We start from the raw sequence: 22,751 nt of genomic DNA, 5'->3' as shown, positions 1-22,751 counted from the left end.
TACGATTCTAATAAGTGTCTCAACCTTTATAAAGCTAAAAAAGGCCTATTTCCCTGCCTCTTAGGCAAGAAAACAGACCTTTAGTATTAACGTGGTTCCACAATCAGCTTTATAGCCGTACGCTCTTCCCCATCAATTAGAATATCTGTAAAGGCAGGGATACAAATGAGATCGACTCCACTGGGGGCAACAAATCCTCTAGCTATCGCCACCGCTTTAACGGCTTGATTTAGAGCGCCTGCTCCTATGGCTTGAATCTCTGCTGCACCTCTTTCACGAAGAACACCGGCAAGTGCACCAGCTACAGAATTGGGATTAGATTTTGCTGAAACTTTTAATATTTCCATTTCATTTCCTCCTTGTCATTTCCCTATACCGAATGTCCACAAGCAAGAACAAACTTGGTAAGAATGATTCCACTGATACTATATTCACAAAAAAGTCAAATCATTCCGGCTTGGACGAAAAAAGCATGGAAAGACAAGGTTCGAAATTATTCTGCTAAAAATAAATGATCGTCGTTAATAAGGATTCGGTCAATCTTTTTAGCCATACCTGTTTTTGAATCGATTTCGATATGCACCCCGCTTAAACTTTTGCGGCCTTTTTTTGGAACTTCAAAGCGTACCGGTAAGCTCGTCATGAATTTTTTTATGACGGCTTCTTTTGTCATACCAAGGATTTCATCGTATGGTCCTGTCATCCCAACATCTGCTATAAACGCTGTTCCATTTGGTAGTACTCGATTATCCGCTGTTTGAATGTGGGTATGTGTCCCTACGACTGCTGTGACTTTTCCATCAAGGTACCAACCCATTGCTTGTTTTTCACTTGTTGCTTCTGCATGAAAATCGACAAAAATAAACGGAGTTCGTTTTTTCGCTTCGTTCACTAATTCTTCTGCCTTCTCAAAGGGGCAGTCTAATGGAGGCATAAAGGTTCTGCCTTGCAAATTGATTACGGCAATTTCGACTCCATTCATATTGGCAAAAATAAGACCTTTTCCAGGTGTGCCCTTTGGAAAGTTAGCCGGGCGGACTATATTCTTACTAGTCTCGATAAATTCAAATATCTCTTTATTGTCCCATGTATGATTTCCCATCGTTATGACATTTGCACCATCTTGAAGGAAACCTTTGTAGATCTTTTGAGTAATTCCACGTCCTGAGGCAGCGTTCTCTCCATTCACGATTGTTAATGTTGGACGATATTTTGCCTTTAATTTTGGTAAATATTCTGTGATCATCTCCCGGCCAAGAGAGCCGACAACGTCACCAATAAATAGAATGTTCATTCACAAATCCTTCCTCATTTTCAATTTCTTATATTTTAACATAACTGGGGACGGTTCTCGACCGCTTTAAAGCGGTCGAGAACCGTCCCTCAGTACGTTAAAGTACTAAACTCCGCGTTTGTTTCCCCAGATTAGGGTGTGAAGCTGTGGCAATACTCTTACATTTAGAAGATCTTTTCGACTCATTACTTGATCTGTTAGGGCCTCAAATCTTTGTAGTAATGTTTGAATTAGAACTTCATCGTTGTTCTCACTTACAATAGGATTCCCCGTTTGGATGTAAAAAGGGACATTAGGATAGCGATGATGTACTTTTGATGCATATTCCAAGTCTTCGTCATCAAAGACGACTACTTTTAGACTATATTTTCCCTGAGAAGATTGCGAGAGCTTTGAAATGATATCGTCAAGTACATGAAAGTTTGTGACCATTCCTGAGCTTGGAGGCTTTGGCGAGATTGTCAAATCATCAATCTCAAGGAACCAATCCTGCCAACGACTGCCTTGAGTTTCGAGAGCTGAAGCAACTTCATTCATTTGAAAAATATCCAATAGCTCATTTAAATGCGAAAGAAGAGCCGGGTTCCCACCTGAAATTGTCACATGTTTGAATCGGTCTCCTCCGATGCTTTTAAGCTCTTCCCATATTTCCTTAGCTGTCATCATTTTTATTTCTTCCTTAGCTGAACCATCCCATGTAAATGCAGAATCACACCATGAACAAGAATAATCACACCCTGCTGTTCGTACAAACATCGTTTTTTGTCCGACCACCATTCCTTCACCTTGAATAGTTGGTCCAAAGATTTCTAAAACAGGAAGCTTCTTCATGAACCTCTTGCCTCCTTTGGGCGATAAATCACATAGCTAGTCGGAGTTTCTCTTAAGAAGATTTGTAAACATTTAGGTGCATTTTTTCGTGTGTCCAAGTACTGCTGAATAATTTCATAAACCTTCCTTGCTAGGACCTCGGACGTCGGAAAGTCATTCGCATGATCATTCGAAAATAACGAGTCCTCGTTTAGAATGCGATGGTCAAATCGATTATGAATAAGTGTTTTTATGTCTTTAAAATTCACTAAAAATCCTGAATCATCCAATTCATCAGCTGCAATAGTAATATTCACAAAATAAGTATGACCATGGACTTGTTGACATACACCTGCTTCACTGTGTGGAACAAAATGGGCTGCAGCGAACTGTAAATCTTTATTTAATTCATATTGAAAAGAGTGGGTTGGGCTAGGATAAATCTGTTGAATCATGCTCTTTTCCCCTCTTCTCTATGGTTTAAATACTGTTGTAAACCCCTCCCGCGAAGCTTACACGCAGGACATGTCCCACATCCATCACCTTTTACTCCGTTATAGCATGTCAATGTTTTTTCACGTACAAAATCTAAAGCTTTGAGTTGATCTGCTAGTTCCCATGTTTCAGCTTTATCTAACCACATAAGTGGAGTATGAATAACGAATGACTCTTCCATGGATAAATTTAAAGTAACATTTAATGATTTTACAAACTGATCTCGACAATCTGGGTATCCACTAAAATCTGTTTCACATACACCTGTTATAATATGCTTGGCGTCAATTTGTTTCGCGAGTACCCCCGCAAATGAGAAGAACAATAAATTTCTACCAGGGACAAATGTAGACGGTAATTCTCCCTCTTTTTCTATAATTTCTTGGTCATTTCTTGTTAGTGCACTTGGGGCTAGCTGATTTAATAAGCTCATATCAAGAATATGATGGCGAATATTCAGCTCCTCCGCAATCTCCTCAGCACATTGAAGTTCTTCTATATGTCGTTGTCCATAATTAAATGTAACGGCCTCTACTTCATCAAACTGTTTCATGGCCCAGAATAGGCATGTTGTACTATCCTGTCCACCACTGAAAACAACTAATGCTTTTTTACTATTCATTATATTTCACCTTTCCTTTGTGGATTGCTCCATATAAGAAGAAAGAGAAATTCTAACTTATTTGAAAAACATAAAAAAACGGCACCTCTAAGGAGATACCAATATCCTTAGTTTTTTATAGAGGGTGTAGCTAGAACCTCTCCTGCAAGAATTTCCGGCAGAATTTCTTCTTTTGTCAGTACATACTATATCATATATTCCTTTGCTTATCATTACTATTTTGATCTTCGTAGTAATGGAAGTGAGCAACAACGAAAGGAGCCCCCAGATTTAATAATTTCTGAAAATTCAACTTCTATCACATTATAACCCCTATTTAGAAGCTGTTTATTTACTTGAATGTTTTGAGGTAAACTAATTATTTGTTTTTCCCCTAGTGATAAAATGTTTGTACCCATCGTAAATTGTTCACTATTCTCTACTTCAATAAGATCAAAATGAGATGATAATAAATCAAGTTCTTTTTGTCTAAAAGCAGGAGAATAAACTAGAGCCTCGTTAGAAGATATAATGTTAAATACACAATCTAAATGTAAATACTTTTTCTCTATTTTAATAGGAAGTACCTTATAATGTTTAAGAGATTTTTGAAGTTCAATAACCGCACTTCTATTTGTTCGACAACTGATTCCTACAAAAACTTTACAATCTGCTACTAATACGTCCCCTCCTTCAATTTTTCCTGTTTCCATACTTTTATAAGCGATTTCTTCTTCCCTTAAATATGACCTTACTACTTCTTCTTCCCCTATTCTGATTTTATTCCCCATTTTTGATAAATAGACAGTATTTCCAATCGTAAAAGCAATATCACGAGTAAAAACCTGTTCTGGATACTTTGATTCTTCAGGTAAAAAGATGACATCAATTCCAATGTCTGTTAATGTTTTCACGAAAAGCTGATGTTGACTTGTAGCCTTCTCTTGATTGATATTTTTTTCAATAAATTGCTTCTGTGTTTCATTTATAACTTTGTCTATTTTCATAAAAGTTGGAGGACAGACAATTACTTTTTCAAGATTATCATACTCATTATTTACATTGGGTTCGATTTCTGTTACCACAATCTTTAAACCTCCATTTTTACATCATTCCTACATTATTCCCATAACCTTTTTTATGATAAACCTAGAAAATGTGTTCAGGAAATACTATAAAATTGTATTTATATTAATTTACATTCATGATAAGCCATACATATTTAAAGTCATTTACAAAGTTTATTATTCCTAACAACCAAAAAAGGCTGACCCAATACTGGGCCAACCGATCTTTATTTAGCATATTCAACTGCTCTTGTTTCTCGAATAACCGTTACCTTGATATGACCAGGATAATCAAGCTCTTCTTCGATACGCTTACGAATATCCCGTGCTAATCGATGGGCTTCTAAATCATCGATACTTTCTGGTCGAACCATAATTCGCACTTCTCTTCCAGCTTGAATGGCAAATGATTTCTCTACGCCTTCGTAGGATTCAGAAATCTCTTCAAGCTTCTCTAAGCGACGAATATAATTCTCAAGGGTTTCACTACGTGCTCCAGGTCTCGCTGCAGACAATGCATCTGCCGCCGCAACTAGAACCGCAATGATTGAAGTAGGTTCAGTGTCACCATGGTGAGAAGCAATACTGTTAATAACAACTGAGTTCTCTTTGTACTTAGTTGCTAGTTCAACACCAATCTCTACATGGCTTCCTTCAACTTCATGGTCTATTGCTTTTCCAATATCATGGAGTAATCCTGCACGGCGAGCTAATGTCTCATCCTCACCAAGCTCAGCTGCTAGTAAGCCAGACAGGTAAGCAACCTCCATTGAATGTTTTAGAACGTTTTGACCGTAGCTTGTACGATATTTCAACCGTCCTAAAATCTTTATTAAATCTGGATGGAGCCCGTGAACACCAACTTCAAACGTTGTTTGTTCACCAATTTCACGAATATGTTCATCCACTTCTCGTCTCGCTTTATCGACCATCTCTTCGATGCGAGCCGGATGGATTCTACCGTCTTGAACCAGTTTTTCTAATGCAATACGAGCCGTTTCACGACGAATTGGATCAAAACCGGATAATATTACAGCTTCAGGTGTATCATCAATGATAAGATCAATTCCAGTTAATGTTTCAAGTGTACGAATGTTTCTACCTTCACGGCCAATAATGCGACCTTTCATCTCATCATTTGGTAGGTTTACTACCGAAACCGTAGTTTCAGCAACATGTTCTGCTGCGCAACGTTGAATGGCTAGTGATAGAATTTCTTTCGCTTTCTTATCCGATTCCTCTTTCGCACGTGTCTCTTGTTCTCTTACCATTATTGCAAGGTCATGAGAGAGCTCATTTTCAAGTCGATCGAGAATAATCGCTTTTCCTTCATCGCGTGTTAGGCCCGAGATGCGTTCTAGTTCAGTTTGCTGTGTACGTACCATCTCGTCCACTTTGCTTTCCATCTCTTCAATATGTTGTTGTCTTTCGTTAAGAGCTTCCTCTTTTCTTTCAAGGGATGATTCACGTTTATCAAGTGTTTCATCTTTACGATCGAGGTTCTCTTCCTTTTGCATTAAACGATTTTCCTGCTTTTGCAATTCATTTCTTCGTTCACGAAGGTCATTTTCCATTTCAGTACGAAGCTTATGATTTTCATCCTTTGCTTCTAAGAGCTTTTCTTTCTTCAGAGCTTCTGCCTCGCGCTTAGCATCTTCAAGAATATGCTCTGCAGAACCTTTTGCTCCCGCTATTTTCGCTTCAGCAATGGACTTACGAATAAAATATCCAACAACTACACCGACGATTAGGCCAAGCAAAATGGAGATGATTGTAATGGGTTCCATCTTTTCACCTCCTCTTGCTATGAACTTGTGTCATGTCTCTTTGCATGTCGGCTGGTACATTGTTTCCAAAGGTTTCAATATACAGCGCTAGGCTTTCAATCATTTCATTTCGAAAAAATTGTAAAATATACATGTTAATTTTAAATCTCAGAAAATTCATTGTCAAGGGGTTCTCCCTTTTCACCCCTTATCATTCTTAACTTTCTACACTTTTTTAAACACTGAATAATTTTATTACAAATATAACAAAAAGGATTGACCATTTGGGCCAACCCTTTATTGTCACTTTCTACTCATCAGCAAATAATTCTTCTTGCCCTTCTTCTATTTCCGCTTTTCCGGTATCCAGGCCGTAATGCTCACGGATCTTTTGCATTATTTCACTTCGAACCTCAGGGTTTTCTTTCAAGAATAGTTTTGCATTCTCACGCCCTTGTCCAAGTCTTTCGTTATTATAGGAATACCATGCACCACTTTTTTGGACAATATCCACTTCAGAACCGAGGTCAACAATTTCCCCTTCTTTTGAAATTCCTTCTCCGTACATAATATCAAGTTCTGCCACACGGAAAGGAGGAGCCACCTTATTCTTAACAACTTTTACACGGGTTTTATTCCCAACCATCTCATTCCCTTGTTTTAATGTTTCAGCACGTCTTACCTCTAAACGTACAGATGAATAGAATTTTAACGCGCGTCCACCTGGAGTTGTTTCCGGATTACCGAACATAACTCCTACTTTTTCACGAATCTGGTTTATGAAGATCGCAATCGTTTTAGATTTGTTAATAGCTCCTGATAGTTTACGAAGGGCTTGGGACATCAGACGAGCTTGCAAACCTACGTGTGAGTCTCCCATTTCCCCTTCAATCTCCGCTTTTGGTACAAGAGCTGCAACAGAGTCAATAACAATTGCATCCACTGCTCCACTTCGAACAAGAGCCTCGGCAATTTCTAAAGCTTGTTCCCCTGTGTCAGGTTGAGAGAGTAATAGTTCATCAATATTAACCCCTAATTTCTGTGCATATACAGGGTCAAGCGCATGCTCTGCGTCTATGAACGCTGCTTGCCCTCCTTGAGCTTGTACTTCTGCTATAGCATGAAGCGCTACGGTTGTTTTACCTGAACTCTCAGGACCATAAATTTCAATAATACGCCCTCTTGGGTAGCCACCCACTCCAAGTGCTGTATCAAGTGCTAATGAACCACTTGGTACGGTAACGATTTGTCTATCTGTTTGTTCACCTAATTTCATAATGGAGCCTTTTCCGAATTGCTTTTCAATTTGTTTAAGAGCCATATCTAAGGCAGCTTGACGATCACTCACTAAACTTCCTCCTTTATACCATTCAATTAATATATAAGAAGACAAAAGTATTTTGTCTCATTTCTGAACCTATCTCTACTATATCTGTTTTCTTTCACTTTATCAATAAAAAAATCGAACATTCATTCGGTTTTTTTATGAACTGCTTTTCAATTAAAAAATAGTTTTCTTCTATAAAAAACAGAAAATAAACACTATAAACAACTAATAAACTACTTTTTAACTATTTATCAGAACATTCATTGGCGCTTTACACATTAAAACTGACCCTTTAGAGCGAATGATAATAGGGTGAAATGTTAACATCCTTTGGGTCAGCGTTTATAATTATCTATATGGATACTACTTCTTTTAGTAAATAATAACATCCATATTTTACGGTTCGGATTCGATTGGCGTTTCTTCCACCGGCTAAATTTAGCAGGAATGTTCTTGTCGGTTTACCTTTTTCTGCTATCCCGATCCAAACGGTTCCTTCTGGCATTCCTTCATGGGGACCTGGACCTGCTGCACCAGTAAAACTAATTCCAATGTCTGACTTGAAAAGCTCTCTAACATTTTCGGCTAGTTCTTTAGCACATGGCTCACTTACTGCCCCATGAATACTTAAAGTATTTTTTGAAACGGATAGAAGCTCTTTTTTTACCTCATTGGTGTAACAAACAATTCCGCCCTTTAAGACAGAACCAGCGCCTGAGATATTCGTGAACTCTGATTGGAATAGTCCACCGGTTAAACTTTCTGCAACAGATAGAGTAATTTCTTTTTCTTTCAATCTATCAGATAATTCCTTCATGAGAGATGTATCATCATACCCATAAAAATAGGGTGAAAGAATCTTCAAGATCTTTTCTTCCATCTGATCTAACATCTCTCCTGCAATTTCTTTTGACTCATGTTTAGCCGTTAAGCGAAGTGTTACTTCACCGTCTGAAGCCAGAGGAGCCACTGTTGGATTTAATTGCTCATTGATTATGTCTTCAATCTCGGTTTCAAGTTGCGCTTCGCCAATTCCAAAGAACCTCAGTACTCTAGAATGAATGGTTTCTTTACGACCTAAAGCCTTTTCAATGGCTGTTTTTCCATACTTTTCAAACATCGGTTCCATTTCAAATGGAGGACCAGGAAGGAGCATATAATGCATTCCGTTGTGACTAAAGTACATTCCTGGTGCCATTCCTTTTTCATTTGCTAACACTGTTGAACCCTTTAAGACTAGAGCCTGTTTTTCATTATTCGGAGTCATAATTCTTTTGGTTTTATGAAAATAATCCTTAATCGATTGAAAAGCAGCATCGTTCATTTCAAGAGTTGTTTCCAAATGGTTAGCAATCGTTTCTTTTGTCAGATCATCTTTTGTTGGACCTAGTCCCCCTGTGAAAATAATTAAATCTGCTCTTTTCTCTGCAAGCGCTAACGCATCCTTTAATCTTGTTGAATTATCTCCAACAACTGTGTGATAGTACACATTCACTCCAATTTCTGCTAATTGTTCAGATAAAAAACGGGCATTCGTATTTACGATCTGCCCTAATAATAATTCTGAACCTACAGCAATGATCTCAGCGTTCAAGACATCATCCCCTTAATTCTCATATATTCCTATTTTGAGTTCAGCAATGCCTGTTTGTTTTTATAGAAATAATCCCAGCCGGACCAAATCGTCATAATCATTGCTACCCATAAAGCAACGGTAGCAAACGGGAAATTTATGACTTCAAAAATCGTGTTATGAAGAAGAAGTGCTGAAATCGCAATGATTTGTGTCCAGGTTTTAATCTTTCCTAAATTATTGGCTGCTACAACTTCGCCTTCACCAGCTAAAACTAATCGTAAGCCTGTTACAGCAAATTCACGACTAATAATAATAATCACAATCCAAGAAGCTGCGAAACCTAGTTCTACTAACACGATTAAAGCAGCAGATACTAGTAATTTGTCAGCTAATGGATCTAAAAATTTCCCGAGATTTGTAACCTGGTTAAGTTTCCTTGCGTAGTATCCATCAATCCAATCCGTTGTAGAAGCGATGATAAACAATAACCCTCCAACAAAATGAGTGACGGGCATATCAGCTCCTAAAAACGTTATGCCTCCCCAATTAAAAGGAACAATCATAATTATAACGAACAATGGAATTAATAATATTCTTGATACTGTAATTTTATTGGGTAAGTTCACGGGTTCGTACCTCCTGATGATGACTATTCAGACTTTGAAAACTGAATGGTAATATTCTGTCTAACTACTTCTGTTGGGGAAATTTCATATTGTAATACTGTACCATTGACTTTAATCTCTGTATTAGAAGCATTCCCTATTATAAGAGACGCTTCAGGGTCATCCTTTAAATCAATGCTTTTGCTTCCTCCGTCCGTCATCATTCCATACGAAAGCTGTTCACCTTTAGAATTGTAGACTTCAATCCATGAATCGCCAGAAGTTGCTAAATCTAATTTAAATTCCTCTGCGTTTTTTAATTCGTACGTTGTTTGAATCCCAGAAGATTCTACGACTGATAGCTCAGGCTTTTGGGTTTCAGATTTTTCTTCGGGCATTTCTGTCTGATTAGTATCCCCTTTTGCAGTTTCATTTTGTTCATTACTGTTCTCATTAGCTTTTTTGTTTTTATCTGCATCTTTGTTTTGATCTACCTGAACCGGTGACCGATCCTCATTTGTTTCACCATTATTCTTATCATTTCCTAAATAATTTGAAACCACTAACCAAATAACAAATAATGCTCCAATAACAAAAATAGCGACAAGGAGTTTCGGAATAATATCAAATGCCTTAGATGAACTTTGGGGAACTGTTTTACGTGTACGGACTCTTGAAAGCTGTTCCGGAATGTCATCATTGAAGGAAGCAGGGATATCATTCTTATACTCTTCAAAAATAATTTCTGGGGAAAGCCCAACACTTTCCGCGTATTGTTTAATGAACGCACGGACATAAAATTTCCCTGGGATCAAATCATAGTTACCTTCTTCAATCCCAATAAGGTAACGCTTTTGGATCTTCGTTACCCTTTGTAAGTCTTCCAATGAATAGCCTTTAGCTTCACGGGCTTCTTTTAATCGTGCTCCTAATTCTGTCAAACGTAACACCTGCCAAATTTAAAAATCAAATCCTCCAAAATCAGAATCTTGAAACATGTTGTTCTTGTGTACTAAATCATATGTAATTTCTTCTTCTGGATCATTTCTTAATTCAATAATATAATCAAAATCATCCAAAGAATATTCAGAGTTCTGGACAAAAATATCTGGATGCTCAATCACCTTTACTGCTGATAATCTCATAATTTCCCTTACTAATTGCCAGTGCCTTTCATTTGCTCTCCTTGTTGATACAATTCCATCAATAATAAAAATATTATCAGATGAATATTCATCATCAATGAGCTGACTACGAATCGTTTGTTTTAACAAAGTAGAAGAAACAAACAGCCATTTTTTGTTAGCACATACACTTGAGGCTACAACCGATTCTGTTTTTCCGACTCGAGGCATACCGCGAATTCCGACCAATTTATGACCTTCCTGTTTAAACAGTTCAGCCATAAAATCAACTAATAGGCCCAGTTCATCTCGTATAAATCGAAAGGTTTTTTTATCATCGGCATCTCTTTGAATGTACCGACCGTGCCTAACAGCTAGTCGATCTCTAAGCTTTGGTTCTCTTAGCTTTGTTACATTTATCGTATCCATTGTCTGTAAGATCGATTCAAGACGAGTAATTTGTTCATCACTATTCGCAAATAAAAGCATCCCTCGACGCCCTTCATCAACGCCGTTAATGGTAATAATATTGATTGACAGCATGCCTAATAACGAGGAAATGTCGCCTAAGAGGCCTGGACGATTTTTTTGAATTTCATATTCTAAATACCATTCTTTTCTCTCCATAATTCCCCTCCTGATTATTATAAAAGCGGAGGCGCCTCGAACAGGTCCGACAAGCATAAGACGAGTCACCTAGAAAGGGTGCCTTTTCCCTTTCTAGGGGGCTTGGCTTATGTCTCGAGGACCTAGGCGCCGGAGCTGGACAATGAAAAGCGGAGGCGCCTTGAACAGGTCCGACAAGCATAAGACGAGTCACCTAGAAAGGGTGCCTTTTCCCTTTCTAGGTGGCTTGACTTATGTCTCGAGGACCTAGGCGCCGGAGCTGGACACCGATAAGTGGAAATCCCTCGGAAGGATGAAAGGCTAAGTTCGCCACCGTCCTGTGGCAACGCCTTTCTGACCTACGTCCTGTAGGCCTCCGACAAGCATAAGACGTGTTTCCTAGAAAGGGTGCCATTTCCCTTTCTAGGGGACTTGGCTTCTGTCTCGAGAACCTAGGCGCCGGAGCTGGACACCGATAAGTGCAGACGCATCATATGGATGAAAGACCAAGTTCTCCATACTCTATGGGAATCCCTTGTTGGTCAAACATCCTCCGGGCATTGACATCGAAAGGACAATTCATAACATTAAAATACCTTGGTTATACCTAAGATGTCCTCACTTGGTTTAAACTTAATCCTTTTTATCCATAAACACTAAGAAAAAGCGCAGGCGCATTGAATAGCCTCAGTCTACATAAGAAGCAGCGCATCGGAAAGATGGAATTTCGTATCCTTGCAACTGACTTAGTCTACCGGGGCTGGTTGCTTTGCGCTTAACAACGACAAAGATTCTTTAATAGTAAATTTTAAGATGACAATTAAGACTGTCTAGATACTATAATATATGATTTCTTCCTATTAGAAAAGGAAAACTATCCGAAAATCTGTATATTAAATAACTCAAGCAACAAGAACATACACTTTCTATTGCACAGGAGAAGGAATGTGATCTATATTTTAGATAAGACAAGATAAACTTGGCTTTTCTTGTATAAAAAAAGAGAGGAAGTATCCCCTCTTAGCGTGTACCGTTATTATTTACTAGCTTCACCATCATATTCGCAATAGCATGCTGTTCTTCCGGTGATGCAACAGACCATAAGTCAGCCAGAACTTGTTCTTGGTCATTTTTTGCTTCTACTTGATTCGATAAGTAGTCACCAATTTGATAAGCTAATTCAGATACTACTTTACCATCCATTCCTTCATGCTGTGCTTGATGTAAACGATCACCTAAAAAGTTTTTCCAATCTGACCAGTTATCTAATACAGACATTTTATACCCTCCTTTAATATGCGCAAAACTAACTAAAAACTGCTCCTTTTTTCGGAGTACAATGTTAGTTTGCATCTGAGGTTCAAAAATATTCATGTAGTTAATCAAATTATGTATACCAGCCACCATTTATTGCTATTACCTGTCCTGTAATATAAGACGACTGAGGTGATAATAGAAAGGAGATTGACTCAGCTATTTCGTGTGGTTGTCCCATTCTTCCCATCGGTATCTCTTCTGTAATTTCTAATATCACTTCATCTGTAAATTGGTTCATCATATTAGTGTGTACAGCTCCTGGCGCAACGGCATTCACTCTGATCCCACTGCGAGCTACCTCTTTACTCAAAGATTTCACAAGAGAAATCTGAGCTCCTTTCATAGTGGAGTACAACACTTCGCATGAAGCTCCCGTTTGCCCCCAAATAGAACTTACCAACACAATACTTGCAAGATCATTACCTCTTAGCTTTGCAAGTAATCTTTGAAGCAGAAGCATCGGGCTTTTCACGTGAAGATTCCACATGAAATCCATCTCTTTATCATTCATATCTTCAAATAAACCATAATGAGATTCTCCACAAGTATAAACAACAGCATCTATTTTAAAAATACTGTTAAGAATCTTAGTAACTCCTTCCTTTTTAGATAAATCAGCTTGAATACAATGGATTTCTATATCATTTGAAAGCAATTCTGCTTTCAAATCATCAATAATGTCTGAATTTAAATAATAATGTAAATATAAATTCCATCCCTGACCGGCTAGCGTTCTTGCGGTTTCTGCTCCAATACCACCAGATGCCCCGATAATTAAAGCAAATTTTTTCATATATTACTTTCTCCTCACAAAAAAAGAGGGAACATACAGGAAAAGACTGACTCATTGCTGGCCATGACAACGATAATAGAAATTACTCAGAGGATTATTTCTATAAATTAAGTCGTGTCCAAGTCATATAATTCCGAGTCAGTCCCTCTTAATGATTAACCTCTTAACAATTTTATGATGTTTTTGGTACTACTTGACACACTGTAAATCTTTTCTCGTCAAGAAATTTCGAAGCAACTTCCTTTACATCATTGAATGTAATCTGTTCAAGAGTAGGAACCACTTCAAATAAATCCATCTCATTAAAGGCATAACGAGTAAACTGATTAGCAATAAATTCAGGTGAATTCACCGCTCTTAAAAATGATCCAATTTTCTTTTTCTTTGTACGCTCAAGGGCTTCTTCTGTTATATGCTCACCATTTTTAGCCTTAAGCAAAATACCTTGAAGCTCTTCTGCTAATTGATCGGGTTGTTCTGTATCTCCACCTAATATGGCAAAACCAAATCCATTTTCCTGCGTATAGTCATAATGGAATGTTTCATCAATTAACCCTTGATTATACAATTCAAGGTAGAGACTTGAGCTTTTTCCAAAGAGCATATCAAGTAGTAGGTTCATTGTAAGTTCCCTTTTTAACATTTCTTGACCAGATTGGTTCGATTCGAGAGCCTTTACACCAACCAAACATTTAGGTGCTTGAACATTCATTTTAAGAACTTGTTTCTTTTCTGCCACTTCCTCTGGTTCGTCATCAAATTTCCTTTGGATTTCATCTTTCTTTTGATAATCTTTCTGGTTTTGATTATCACGGATTTGATTCATAGTTACTTCAGGGTCCACGGCACCAACTACGAATAATAACATATTACTCGGATGATAGAAGGTTTCATAGCATTCATAGAGCATATCCTTTGTAATATCAGCAATAGAATCAATTGTACCTGCAATATCGATTTTTACTGGATGATTTTTATACATATTTTGAATGACTCCAAAGTATAATCTCCAATCTGGGTTATCATCGTACATGGTGATCTCTTGCCCAATAATTCCTTTTTCTTTTTCTACCGTTTTTTCAGTGAAGTATGGCTCCTGCACAAAATCCATTAAGGTTTCTAGGTTTTTCTCAACATTAGACGTCGATGAAAAGAGGTAAGCCGTTCGTGTAAAAGAGGTAAAGGCATTAGCCGATGCTCCTTGACGGCTAAATTGTTGAAAAACATCCCCATCTTCTTTTTCAAATAATTTATGCTCTAGAAAATGAGCAATACCGTCTGGAACTTTAGCATACTCATCTTTTCCTTTTGGAACAAAGTGATTATCCACTGAACCATACTTTGTAGTGAATGTTGCATACGTTTTATTGAAGCCCTTTTTAGGGAGAATATATACATCTAACCCATTGGCCATTTTCTCGTAGAATAGCTCTTCACCTAGTTGATCAAAGGTAATATTCTTCATGCGGATGCCTCCGTTCCCGTAAGAAAATAAATCGTATCCATGTTTATTTTTTTGGCTACATCAATAATGTCCTGTTTAGTGGTTCTTTCTACTTTCTCTAACCAATCTTCTAGCACCAATTGCTGTTGTGCGACGACATTGTGATATAATACTTCTACTAACCCTCTAGAAGTGTCAATCGTTTCTAGAAGCTGATTTTTAATGACCGCTTTTGTTTGTTCAAGTTCACCATCTGTAAATTCTCCATTTTTCATGGCATCCATCTGCTCTTTAATAATTTGAACGGCTTGATCATAATTCTTCCTATCTATTCCAGACATCACCATCATCAAACCTTTATGGCTTTCAAGACGACTTGCAGCATAGTAAGCGAGACTCGCTTTTTCACGAACATTAATGAAAAGTTTAGAATGAGAGAAGCCACCGAATATTCCATTAAACACTTGGAGGGCAAAATAATCTTCTTCACCATACATAACATTTGTACGATATCCTATATTTAATTTCCCTTGCTTTACATCCTGCTCTTCTTTTACTTCTTTAACTTCCTCCACCGTTTTTTGTGCATTGGAATTAACTCGTTTCTCATCTCTTTCAGCTAATTGAAAGATTTCGTCACAAAAACTTTCTACTTCTTGTTCATCTATATCTCCAATGACATAAAGGTCTAGACTGTCTTCCGCAATCGCTTTCTGATAATATTCATAAAGATTTGAAGCTGTTGCCCTTTCTACATCATTTACATTTCCATTGGCATGGAGGGCAAATGGTTCTCCTTTACACATTTCCTCAACAAGCCTTGAGTTAGAATATCTCATTTTATCATCGAATACAGATTGAATTCTAACCTTTTGATTCCTTTTTTCTTTCTCAACCGTCTCTTTATGGAATGCGTTTCCTTCAACATTTGGATTCAGTAGCACTTCAGCCAGAAATTGAAGTCCTTTTTTCAAAAGAGGTTCAGAATCCTTGAGAAATTTTTCATTTGCCACTTCAATGGAGAAGCTCATAATATGATTTTCACCTTTTTTTGCTACATCTACAAAAAAGCTAGCTCCATATAGATCATCTAGATATGTTCTAAAGGCTGTTGTAGTTGGATAATTTTTGCTGCTGCTTTGCAAAACATGCGGTAATAATCCTCTTAGGGTAACATCGTTTGATTGAAGAGGAGCTTTCATTTTCCACACGAGGGTATTTGTTTTATATTTTTCGGTTTTCACAATATGTAATGAATACCCTTGTTTATTTATTATAACTTCATTAACCATACTCATGTTCCAACCTCCTTTTGTAATCAAAAGCAAATTTCACTAAAAATATTCCATTTATTTATTTTGTTATAAAGTTAGTTTAACTATACATGTAACAACTTTATCCTTTCAAGTTTTTACCTTTGAATCCAAATATATGATTTTTCTCCTACTTATAATAAGGATCGTTACAGAAGGTGATAAGGATAAGAGGTTTCAGTACTTGGCATAACTCTATTTTAATAGGTAGAATTTGATGTAGACACATTACATCAATTGAAAAAGATTACTCTATTCCACTTAACACATTTTTAATTGATTGATTCAGTACTTTTATATTTATGCCCTCCACTTTTTCATTAATAATTTCGTAATTCATTTTTAACTGAATGATTCTGTCGACACTTGCATTTATTCTTTCCTCTGAAATTTCTCCGTTTTTAACTGCTGCTTTCAATGCATCCATTGTAGACAATATTTGGTTATAGTCATGGGCTACTAAAATAATGTCACTACCAGCCTTCACTGATTCGATAGCCGCTTGACCGATATCGTAATGGTTTGTAATGGCTTTCATTGTCATATCATCTGTTATGACTACACCATTAAAATCCAGTTGTTTTCTTAGAATATTCGTTATAATTTCATCAGACATGGATGATGGAAAAGTAGCATCAATTTTAGGTAATAAAATATGAGCAACCATCACCACCTCAGCCCCGTTATCAATAGCATTTTTAAACGGTATGATTTCAAGCTTTTTTAAATCCTCTAGACTTTTATTGACCTTCGGAAGATTCAAATGTGAATCAACAGACGTGTCCCCATGACCAGGAAAATGTTTAATCACCGGTATAATATTTTGTGACTGAATGCCTTTCATTGTTTGAATTCCAAGTTTACTTACAAGGTCAGCATTGTTTCCAAATGAGCGGTCACCGATTATTGGGTTATTTGGATTGCTGTTTACATCAAGCACTGGAGCAAAATCAAGATTGAAGCCGAATTCTTTTAATTCCTCCCCTAAGAGAGTCCCGATTTCGTAGGAAAACTCGGGGTTATTTATTTTTCCTATCTCCTTATTAGTCGGAAGGTCTAATAAGTTCCCAGGCAATCTGGAAACCCGTCCTCCTTCCTCATCAACACTTAGCAGAAGAGGCAAACGATTTTGCTTATTCTCGGATTTAATTTGATTCAATAATTGAACGACTTGCTGAGGGGATTCTAGATTATCCCCATAAAAAATAATCCCGCCAACTTTGTATTGGTTAATTAAGGTTTTGGTGGATTGATTGATCTTGGTTCCAGAGATTCCAGCAATAACCATTTGGCCGATTTTTTCATTTAAACTCATGTCTGATATCATTTCAGAGTAGTCTTCCTGACTCGGTTCATTTTTTGATATTTCACTTTGACTAGAGTTATCATTGTGATAAGATTTATCATCGTCGTCAACTAAGAAGAAAAATCCTATAGATAAAACTACTATTACAAGAATGAATATAAATCCGGATTTCCTAAACATCGAGAATCACCCGCCTCACAAATTTTTTGTTATAACAAATAAGAATTGACCACTTTAGTAGCTTTAATCTATCATTCCTAATAATTCTTCTCATCAAACCTCTTGTGTTACAAATATTCGTTCATCTTACTGCATATACATAAATGAAACTTTTTACACTCAAAACCCCTTTTTTTGTAAAACAATTTTAAGTAGATAATAGAAAAAAGACGTAGAAACCCACGTCTTTTTTCTATTATCTTTTCCCTTTAATATAAGGATTTCCAAGTGCTTTAGGGGCATCTGCACGCCCGATAAATCCTGCAAGTGCTAAAATTGTCAATACATACGGAGAGATTAATAAGTAAACTCTCGGGATATTCTCCAGTAATGGTAAGCTGTTTCCAATGATACTTAAGCTTTGAGCAAATCCGAAGAACAAAGCTGCCCCCATAGCTCCAAGTGGATGCCATTTCCCAAAGATAAGTGCCGCTAATGCCATGAACCCTTGACCATTAATGGTGGCATGACCAAAGTCTGATGAAATTGCTTGGGCATAAATCCCTCCACCAATACCAGCTAGTGCTCCAGACAGTATAACCCCGATATAGCGCATTTTTGTCACATTAATTCCCATCGTGTCCGCTGCCATTGGGTGTTCGCCAACGGAACGAAGCCGTAGTCCGAACGGAGTCTTAAACATGATAAACCAAACTAGAAAAGCGACGGCTATCGCAAGGAAAGGTGGAGCATACGTATTGGTAAAAAATAAATCTCCAATTAATGGAATGTCACTTAAAAATGGAATATCAAACTTACCGAATCCTTTTTGAATAATGTCCGTTTGACCTTTCCCATAAATTAATTTCACAAGGAATAATGCAGCTCCAATAGCTAATAGGTTAATGGCTACCCCAGAAACAACCTGATCTGCCCGGAAAGTAATAGAGGCTACGGCATGAAGCACCGACAAAATAGCCCCAACTAACATAGCTACGATCAAAGCAATCCAAGGTGTTGCATCTCCTAAAGTATCAGCATAAGCCAGATTAAATACAATACTAGCAAACGCACCAATAACCATTAATCCTTCTAAACCAATATTAACGATACCTGATCGTTCGGAAAATGCTCCACCTAAAGCAGTGAAAATAAGTGGAGTCGCCCATAGCAATGTAGAAGGTATCACAATCATCAAAATGTCCATTAAGCCCACTTATTTCACCCCCTTTTTATTTCTTAAACGTTCAATAAACCAACGAATCATGTAGCTTGAAGCTACAAAGAATATAATAAGTGCAATAATAATATCAACAAGCTCATTCGGAACACCCGCTTCAAGCGGCATATTTAATGCTCCGATTTTTAAACCACCGAATAATAACGCTGCAAGGATTACCCCAATCGCAGCATTTCCTCCTAATAAAGCTACTGCGATCCCGTCAAATCCGACACCAGTAAACCCACCTTTAATGGAAGCGTATCCGAAAGTACCTAGTCCTTCCATAGCACCTGCTAGACCTGCAAAAGCTCCAGAAATGACCATGGAAAGAATGATATTATTTCCTACGTTCATGCCTGCGTACTGTGATGCATGTTGATTAAACCCAACAGCTCTTAACTCATAACCTTTTGTTGTTTTTTCTAGAAAGAACCACATAATAAAAGCACATACGATGGCAATGAAAATTCCCCAATGCATACGTGAATAATCAGTCAATGATTCAAAAAAAGGTGAAGCTAAGCTCGCAGTTTCTGCAACATTTTCTGTACGATCACTACTTTCAGACAAATACGTACGAATGATGGCATTTGTCACATGTAAAGCAACATAATTCATCATAATCGTGACAATGACTTCATGAACTTTGAACTTCGCTTTGAGAAGACCCGGAATGAACCCCCAAAGCGCACCTGCAACAGCTGCTGCTAAAATGGCAAGGGGTAAATGAATGATCTTAGGGAGTTCAAACGACACTCCAACCCAAACAGCTGCTAGCCAACCAACGATTAATTGACCTTCCACTCCAATGTTAAATAGGCCTGTTCTAAAAGCAAATGCAACCGCTAGTCCTGCCAATATATAAGGTGTTACTTGGCGAATCGTTTCACCAACATAATAAATTTCTCCGAATATCCCATTCCATAGTGCCGAATAACCTTCAATTGGACTATATCCACTAAAAATCATGATGATTGTCCCGACAAGAATACCAAGAAATACGGCAATTATGGGGATGATGATATTAATCAAGCGACTTGACATTAGTATCCTCACCTGCTTTCTGTTGTTTCGAACCAGCCATAAGAAGTCCTAGTTCTTGTTCTGTTGTTTCTTTGGGGTCGACAATTGAAACGATTTTCCCCTCGTAGATTACTGCGATTCGATCACTGACATTAATTATTTCATCTAATTCAAAAGATAAGAGCAATACAGCTTTACCATTATCTCTTTGCTCGATTAAACGACTATGAATAAATTCGATAGCACCAACGTCAAGCCCACGTGTAGGCTGGGCAGCAATTAATAAATCAGGATCACGATCTACTTCCCGTCCAATAATCGCTTTTTGCTGATTTCCTCCAGATAGTGCACGGGCCATTGTATACTCAGAAGGTGTTCGTACATCAAATTCCTTAATCAAATTTCTTGCCTTTTCATAGATTTTCTTGTAATTTAGAATTCCACCCGTTGAATACGGTTTAATGTAATAATTTTGAAGAGCCATGTTTTCACCAATTGGAAAGTCAAGGACTAAACCATGCTTGTGGCGATCCTGAGGAATGTGTCCTACACCCGATTCAGTTATTTTTCTTGGTTTCATATTTATAATTTCTTTATTATTCAGCTTGATTGAACCGCTTTCTGCCTTCATTAGTCCGGTAATCGCTTCGATCAGTTCATTTTGGCCATTGCCATCTACACCCGCAATCCCAACAATTTCGCCTGCTTTTACTTCTAGGTCTAATGATTTTACCACCGGAATATTACGATGGTCTTTCACAACTAGATTAGAAATTTCCAGGACATTCTCTTTAGGTTTAGAAAGTGTTTTTTCTGTTTTAAAAGTAACTTCACGGCCCACCATCAAGCTTGCAAGTTCGTTCGGATTGGTTCCTTCTACATCTAGTGTTCCAATCCCCTCGCCTTTACGTATAACGGTCACTCGATCACATACTTCCATGATTTCCTTTAATTTATGGGTAATTAGAATGATAGATTTCCCTTCTTTTATAAGGGTTTTCATAATTTGAATTAGTTCTTTTATCTCTTGCGGAGTTAGTACGGCTGTTGGTTCATCGAAAATTAAAATTTCCGCTCCACGATATAACGTTTTCAAAATTTCAACTCGTTGCTGCATACCTACAGAAATTTCTGAAATCTTCGCTGTAGGATCTACAGATAAACCATAGCGATCTGATATTTCCCTAATATCTTTTTCTGCTTTTTTAATATCGACAGTCCCCATATTATTTGGCTCTCGACCTAGAATGATATTTTCAGTGACTGTAAAAGTATCAACAAGCATAAAATGTTGATGAACCATTCCAATCCCTAAATCATTTGCAATATTTGGGTTAGAAATATTTACTTTTTTACCCCTAACGCGAATCTCTCCTTGCTCTGGCTGATATAAGCCAAAGAGAACATTCATTAGCGTCGATTTACCTGCTCCATTCTCCCCAAGGAGAGCATGTATTTCTCCCTTTTTTAATTGAAGAGTAATATTATCGTTTGCAACAATACCGGGAAACTCTTTACGGATATTGAGCATTTCTATGACAAAATCCATTCTTTCTCACTCCTTGTTCCAAGGTATACGGAATTAGTAGGTTAGTAGTTAGAGGTCAGACCTCGTATTTTCAAGAAAAATGAGGGACATGCCCTCGGTAAAACGCTAAGTGAAAAGTAGAATCAATATCTACGCTTCAATTAGAATTTTAAGAAAATGGGATAAGAGGCCGACAATCAAAGCCCGCTTATCCCAAAAATCACCTATTAGTTAGCTTTGAAAGATTTTAGCTCATCTTTAGTAGATGGAACAGTGATGTCACCATTAATGATTTTCTCTTTCCATTCCTCTACTTTTTTCATGATTTCATCCTTGTTTTCAATTTCTTCATTGAGTGGAGCAATTCCTACTCCCTCTTCTTTTAAACCGTATAGAATGGTTTCTCCTCCAGGGAAGTTCCCTTCCATAGCTTTTGTAGAAAGATCTTTTACTGCATTATCTACACGCTTAAGTGCAGATGTTAAAACAATGTTCTTCTCTTCCCCATCTACTTTAACAATTCCTTCAGCAGTTTGATCAGAGTCTACTCCGATTGCCCAAAGTTCACGTGAAGGATCTTTTTCTTTCAAGTTACGAGCTTCTGTAAATAGTCCGTTACCAGTTCCTCCAGCTGCATGGAAAATGACATCTACTCCAGAAGAATACATTTTAGAAGCAATCGCTTGGCCAACTTCTGCTTTATCGAATGCACCAGCGTATTGTACATCAACTTTTAAATCAGGATTTACGGATGCAACACCAGCAAGGAATCCAGTTTCAAAACGATCGATAACGGGAATTTCCATTCCACCGATAAATCCAATTTTGTTCGTTTTTGTCGCATTTGCAGCAGCAACTCCGGCTAAGAAAGAAGCTTCGTGTTCTTTAAACATAATGCTAGCTACGTTTGGTTGTTCGACTACTGCATCAACAATTGCAAATTTTGATTCTTTCTGTTGTTCAGCAATTTCTTTGATAGCCCCTTCCATTAAGAAGCCAATACCATATACTAAGTCAAAATCTTGACGTGCTAATTTGTTTAAGTTTGTTGAATAATCAGCATCTGATTGGGATTGAAGATAATCAAATCCATCAGTACCTTTTTCTAAATCATTCTCTTTACCGAAAGCTTTAAGACCTTCCCAAGCTGATTGGTTAAATGATTTATCATCTACTCCACCAACATCTGTTACCATTGCTACAGTAAATTTATCTTTTTCGTTGCCGCCCTTTGAAGATCCTTCTTCTTTGTCCCCACTTGTTCCACATGCACCTAAAATTGTACCTGCTGCAAGCACGAGTGACAGCGCCATACCAAATTTACGCTTTTTCACTTAAAGTACCCCCCATTAATAATGTAATAAGTTAGTAGAAA

At 37.5% G+C, this 22,751-nt stretch carries 21 protein-coding genes and 1 riboswitch; all 21 genes read right to left on the bottom strand.

Translation table 11 applies throughout. The features are described 5' to 3' along the window. Positions 1 to 86: 86 nt before the first annotated feature. The 21 genes from spoVS to JOC86_RS16835 all read right to left on the bottom strand — a co-directional run bounded on the left by spoVS (position 87) and on the right by JOC86_RS16835 (position 22,710). On the bottom strand, positions 87 to 347 hold the full coding sequence (spoVS, locus tag JOC86_RS16935) for a stage V sporulation protein SpoVS (RefSeq protein WP_003211281.1): 261 nt from the start codon (positions 345 to 347) through the stop codon (positions 87 to 89). Between the two features lie 146 nt (positions 348 to 493). Continuing rightward, positions 494 to 1,294 (bottom strand): TIGR00282 family metallophosphoesterase, encoded by an 801-nt coding sequence (locus JOC86_RS16930; protein ID WP_205174082.1) that lies wholly within the window; start codon positions 1,292 to 1,294, stop codon positions 494 to 496. 105 nt (positions 1,295 to 1,399) lie between these two features. Continuing rightward, positions 1,400 to 2,125, bottom strand: coding sequence for a 7-carboxy-7-deazaguanine synthase QueE (gene queE, locus JOC86_RS16925; protein ID WP_205174081.1), 726 nt, complete (start codon positions 2,123 to 2,125; stop codon positions 1,400 to 1,402). After that, the gene (queD, locus tag JOC86_RS16920; RefSeq protein WP_205174080.1) at positions 2,122 to 2,559 is read right to left on the bottom strand and encodes a 6-carboxytetrahydropterin synthase QueD; all 438 of its coding nucleotides are present in this window, start codon (positions 2,557 to 2,559) and stop codon (positions 2,122 to 2,124) included. The genes queE and queD overlap by 4 nt, the downstream gene beginning before the upstream one ends. Next, entirely contained in the window at positions 2,556 to 3,221 is a 666-nt protein-coding gene (gene queC / locus JOC86_RS16915; protein WP_205174079.1) for a 7-cyano-7-deazaguanine synthase QueC, read from the bottom strand. The genes queD and queC overlap by 4 nt, the downstream gene beginning before the upstream one ends. Positions 3,222 to 3,322: 101 nt before the next feature. Next, positions 3,323 to 3,367, bottom strand: a riboswitch (PreQ1 riboswitch). A gap of 69 nt (positions 3,368 to 3,436) precedes the next feature. Beyond that, on the bottom strand, positions 3,437 to 4,285 hold the full coding sequence (locus JOC86_RS16910) for a dimethylarginine dimethylaminohydrolase family protein (RefSeq protein ID WP_338021770.1): 849 nt from the start codon (positions 4,283 to 4,285) through the stop codon (positions 3,437 to 3,439). 209 nt (positions 4,286 to 4,494) lie between these two features. Further along, a complete protein-coding gene (rny, locus tag JOC86_RS16905) occupies positions 4,495 to 6,054 on the bottom strand; it encodes a ribonuclease Y (RefSeq protein ID WP_205174078.1) in 1,560 nt (519 codons plus the stop codon). Positions 6,055 to 6,343: 289 nt separating this feature from the next. Continuing rightward, positions 6,344 to 7,381, bottom strand: coding sequence for a recombinase RecA (gene recA / locus JOC86_RS16900; RefSeq protein ID WP_205174077.1), 1,038 nt, complete (start codon positions 7,379 to 7,381; stop codon positions 6,344 to 6,346). 331 nt (positions 7,382 to 7,712) lie between these two features. Further along, positions 7,713 to 8,954 (bottom strand): competence/damage-inducible protein A, encoded by a 1,242-nt coding sequence (locus tag JOC86_RS16895; protein ID WP_205174076.1) that lies wholly within the window; start codon positions 8,952 to 8,954, stop codon positions 7,713 to 7,715. Positions 8,955 to 8,983: 29 nt separating this feature from the next. Then, entirely contained in the window at positions 8,984 to 9,562 is a 579-nt protein-coding gene (gene pgsA, locus JOC86_RS16890) for a CDP-diacylglycerol--glycerol-3-phosphate 3-phosphatidyltransferase (protein ID WP_205174075.1), read from the bottom strand. 23 nt (positions 9,563 to 9,585) lie between these two features. Continuing rightward, positions 9,586 to 10,491, bottom strand: coding sequence for a helix-turn-helix domain-containing protein (locus JOC86_RS16885; protein WP_338021769.1), 906 nt, complete (start codon positions 10,489 to 10,491; stop codon positions 9,586 to 9,588). Between the two features lie 9 nt (positions 10,492 to 10,500). After that, complete coding sequence (locus JOC86_RS16880; RefSeq protein WP_205174074.1) at positions 10,501 to 11,292, bottom strand: DUF3388 domain-containing protein; 792 nt, start codon at positions 11,290 to 11,292, stop codon at positions 10,501 to 10,503. Positions 11,293 to 12,291: 999 nt separating this feature from the next. Further along, positions 12,292 to 12,549 carry a DUF3243 domain-containing protein gene (locus tag JOC86_RS16875; protein WP_205174073.1) on the bottom strand — a complete coding sequence of 86 codons (258 nt, stop codon included), beginning with the start codon at positions 12,547 to 12,549 and terminating at the stop codon, positions 12,292 to 12,294. A gap of 109 nt (positions 12,550 to 12,658) precedes the next feature. After that, positions 12,659 to 13,381 (bottom strand): elongation factor P 5-aminopentanone reductase, encoded by a 723-nt coding sequence (gene ymfI, locus JOC86_RS16870; RefSeq protein ID WP_205174072.1) that lies wholly within the window; start codon positions 13,379 to 13,381, stop codon positions 12,659 to 12,661. A 172-nt stretch (positions 13,382 to 13,553) separates the two neighbouring features. After that, positions 13,554 to 14,846 carry an EF-P 5-aminopentanol modification-associated protein YfmH gene (yfmH, locus tag JOC86_RS16865; RefSeq protein WP_205174071.1) on the bottom strand — a complete coding sequence of 431 codons (1,293 nt, stop codon included), beginning with the start codon at positions 14,844 to 14,846 and terminating at the stop codon, positions 13,554 to 13,556. Next, a complete protein-coding gene (gene yfmF / locus JOC86_RS16860) occupies positions 14,843 to 16,123 on the bottom strand; it encodes an EF-P 5-aminopentanol modification-associated protein YfmF (RefSeq protein WP_205174070.1) in 1,281 nt (426 codons plus the stop codon). Before yfmF ends, yfmH begins: the two co-directional genes overlap by 4 nt. Before the next feature lie 262 nt (positions 16,124 to 16,385). Continuing rightward, positions 16,386 to 17,624: a beta-N-acetylhexosaminidase gene (nagZ, locus tag JOC86_RS16855; protein ID WP_205174069.1), complete on the bottom strand. Its 1,239-nt coding sequence runs from the start codon at positions 17,622 to 17,624 to the stop codon at positions 16,386 to 16,388. Between the two features lie 235 nt (positions 17,625 to 17,859). Then, the gene (locus tag JOC86_RS16850) at positions 17,860 to 18,819 is read right to left on the bottom strand and encodes an ABC transporter permease subunit (protein WP_205174068.1); all 960 of its coding nucleotides are present in this window, start codon (positions 18,817 to 18,819) and stop codon (positions 17,860 to 17,862) included. Further along, positions 18,820 to 19,869: an ABC transporter permease gene (locus JOC86_RS16845; RefSeq protein ID WP_205174067.1), complete on the bottom strand. Its 1,050-nt coding sequence runs from the start codon at positions 19,867 to 19,869 to the stop codon at positions 18,820 to 18,822. It lies immediately after the preceding gene. Then, the gene (locus tag JOC86_RS16840; RefSeq protein ID WP_205174066.1) at positions 19,850 to 21,397 is read right to left on the bottom strand and encodes an ABC transporter ATP-binding protein; all 1,548 of its coding nucleotides are present in this window, start codon (positions 21,395 to 21,397) and stop codon (positions 19,850 to 19,852) included. The genes JOC86_RS16845 and JOC86_RS16840 overlap by 20 nt, the downstream gene beginning before the upstream one ends. A gap of 206 nt (positions 21,398 to 21,603) precedes the next feature. After that, positions 21,604 to 22,710: a BMP family ABC transporter substrate-binding protein gene (locus JOC86_RS16835; RefSeq protein WP_205174065.1), complete on the bottom strand. Its 1,107-nt coding sequence runs from the start codon at positions 22,708 to 22,710 to the stop codon at positions 21,604 to 21,606. Between the last annotated feature and the right edge of the window lie 41 nt (positions 22,711 to 22,751).

It is taken from the genome of Rossellomorea pakistanensis (genome assembly GCF_016908495.1).
Taxonomy (GTDB): Bacteria; Bacillota; Bacilli; order Bacillales; family Bacillaceae_B; genus Rossellomorea; species Rossellomorea pakistanensis.
The sequence above is the reverse complement of the archived record's forward strand: the minus strand, read 5'-3'. Positions and strand labels throughout refer to the sequence as shown.

Bases quoted from the DNA above. Each gene is read 5' to 3' on its own strand.
- spoVS (WP_003211281.1), bottom strand. From the start codon at position 347: ATGGAAATATTAAAAGTTTCAGCAAAATCTAATCCCAATTCTGTAGCT.
- JOC86_RS16930 (WP_205174082.1), bottom strand. From the start codon at position 1,294: ATGAACATTCTATTTATTGGTGACGTTGTCGGCTCTCTTGGCCGGGAG.
- queE (WP_205174081.1), bottom strand. From the start codon at position 2,125: ATGAAGAAGCTTCCTGTTTTAGAAATCTTTGGACCAACTATTCAAGGT.
- queD (WP_205174080.1), bottom strand. From the start codon at position 2,559: ATGATTCAACAGATTTATCCTAGCCCAACCCACTCTTTTCAATATGAA.
- queC (WP_205174079.1), bottom strand. From the start codon at position 3,221: ATGAATAGTAAAAAAGCATTAGTTGTTTTCAGTGGTGGACAGGATAGT.
- rny (WP_205174078.1), bottom strand. From the start codon at position 6,054: ATGGAACCCATTACAATCATCTCCATTTTGCTTGGCCTAATCGTCGGT.
- JOC86_RS16880 (WP_205174074.1), bottom strand. From the start codon at position 11,292: ATGGAGAGAAAAGAATGGTATTTAGAATATGAAATTCAAAAAAATCGT.
- JOC86_RS16875 (WP_205174073.1), bottom strand. From the start codon at position 12,549: ATGTCTGTATTAGATAACTGGTCAGATTGGAAAAACTTTTTAGGTGAT.
- ymfI (WP_205174072.1), bottom strand. From the start codon at position 13,381: ATGAAAAAATTTGCTTTAATTATCGGGGCATCTGGTGGTATTGGAGCA.
- yfmH (WP_205174071.1), bottom strand. From the start codon at position 14,846: ATGAAGAATATTACCTTTGATCAACTAGGTGAAGAGCTATTCTACGAG.
- yfmF (WP_205174070.1), bottom strand. From the start codon at position 16,123: ATGAGTATGGTTAATGAAGTTATAATAAATAAACAAGGGTATTCATTA.
- nagZ (WP_205174069.1), bottom strand. From the start codon at position 17,624: ATGTTTAGGAAATCCGGATTTATATTCATTCTTGTAATAGTAGTTTTA.
- JOC86_RS16845 (WP_205174067.1), bottom strand. From the start codon at position 19,869: ATGTCAAGTCGCTTGATTAATATCATCATCCCCATAATTGCCGTATTT.
- JOC86_RS16840 (WP_205174066.1), bottom strand. From the start codon at position 21,397: ATGGATTTTGTCATAGAAATGCTCAATATCCGTAAAGAGTTTCCCGGT.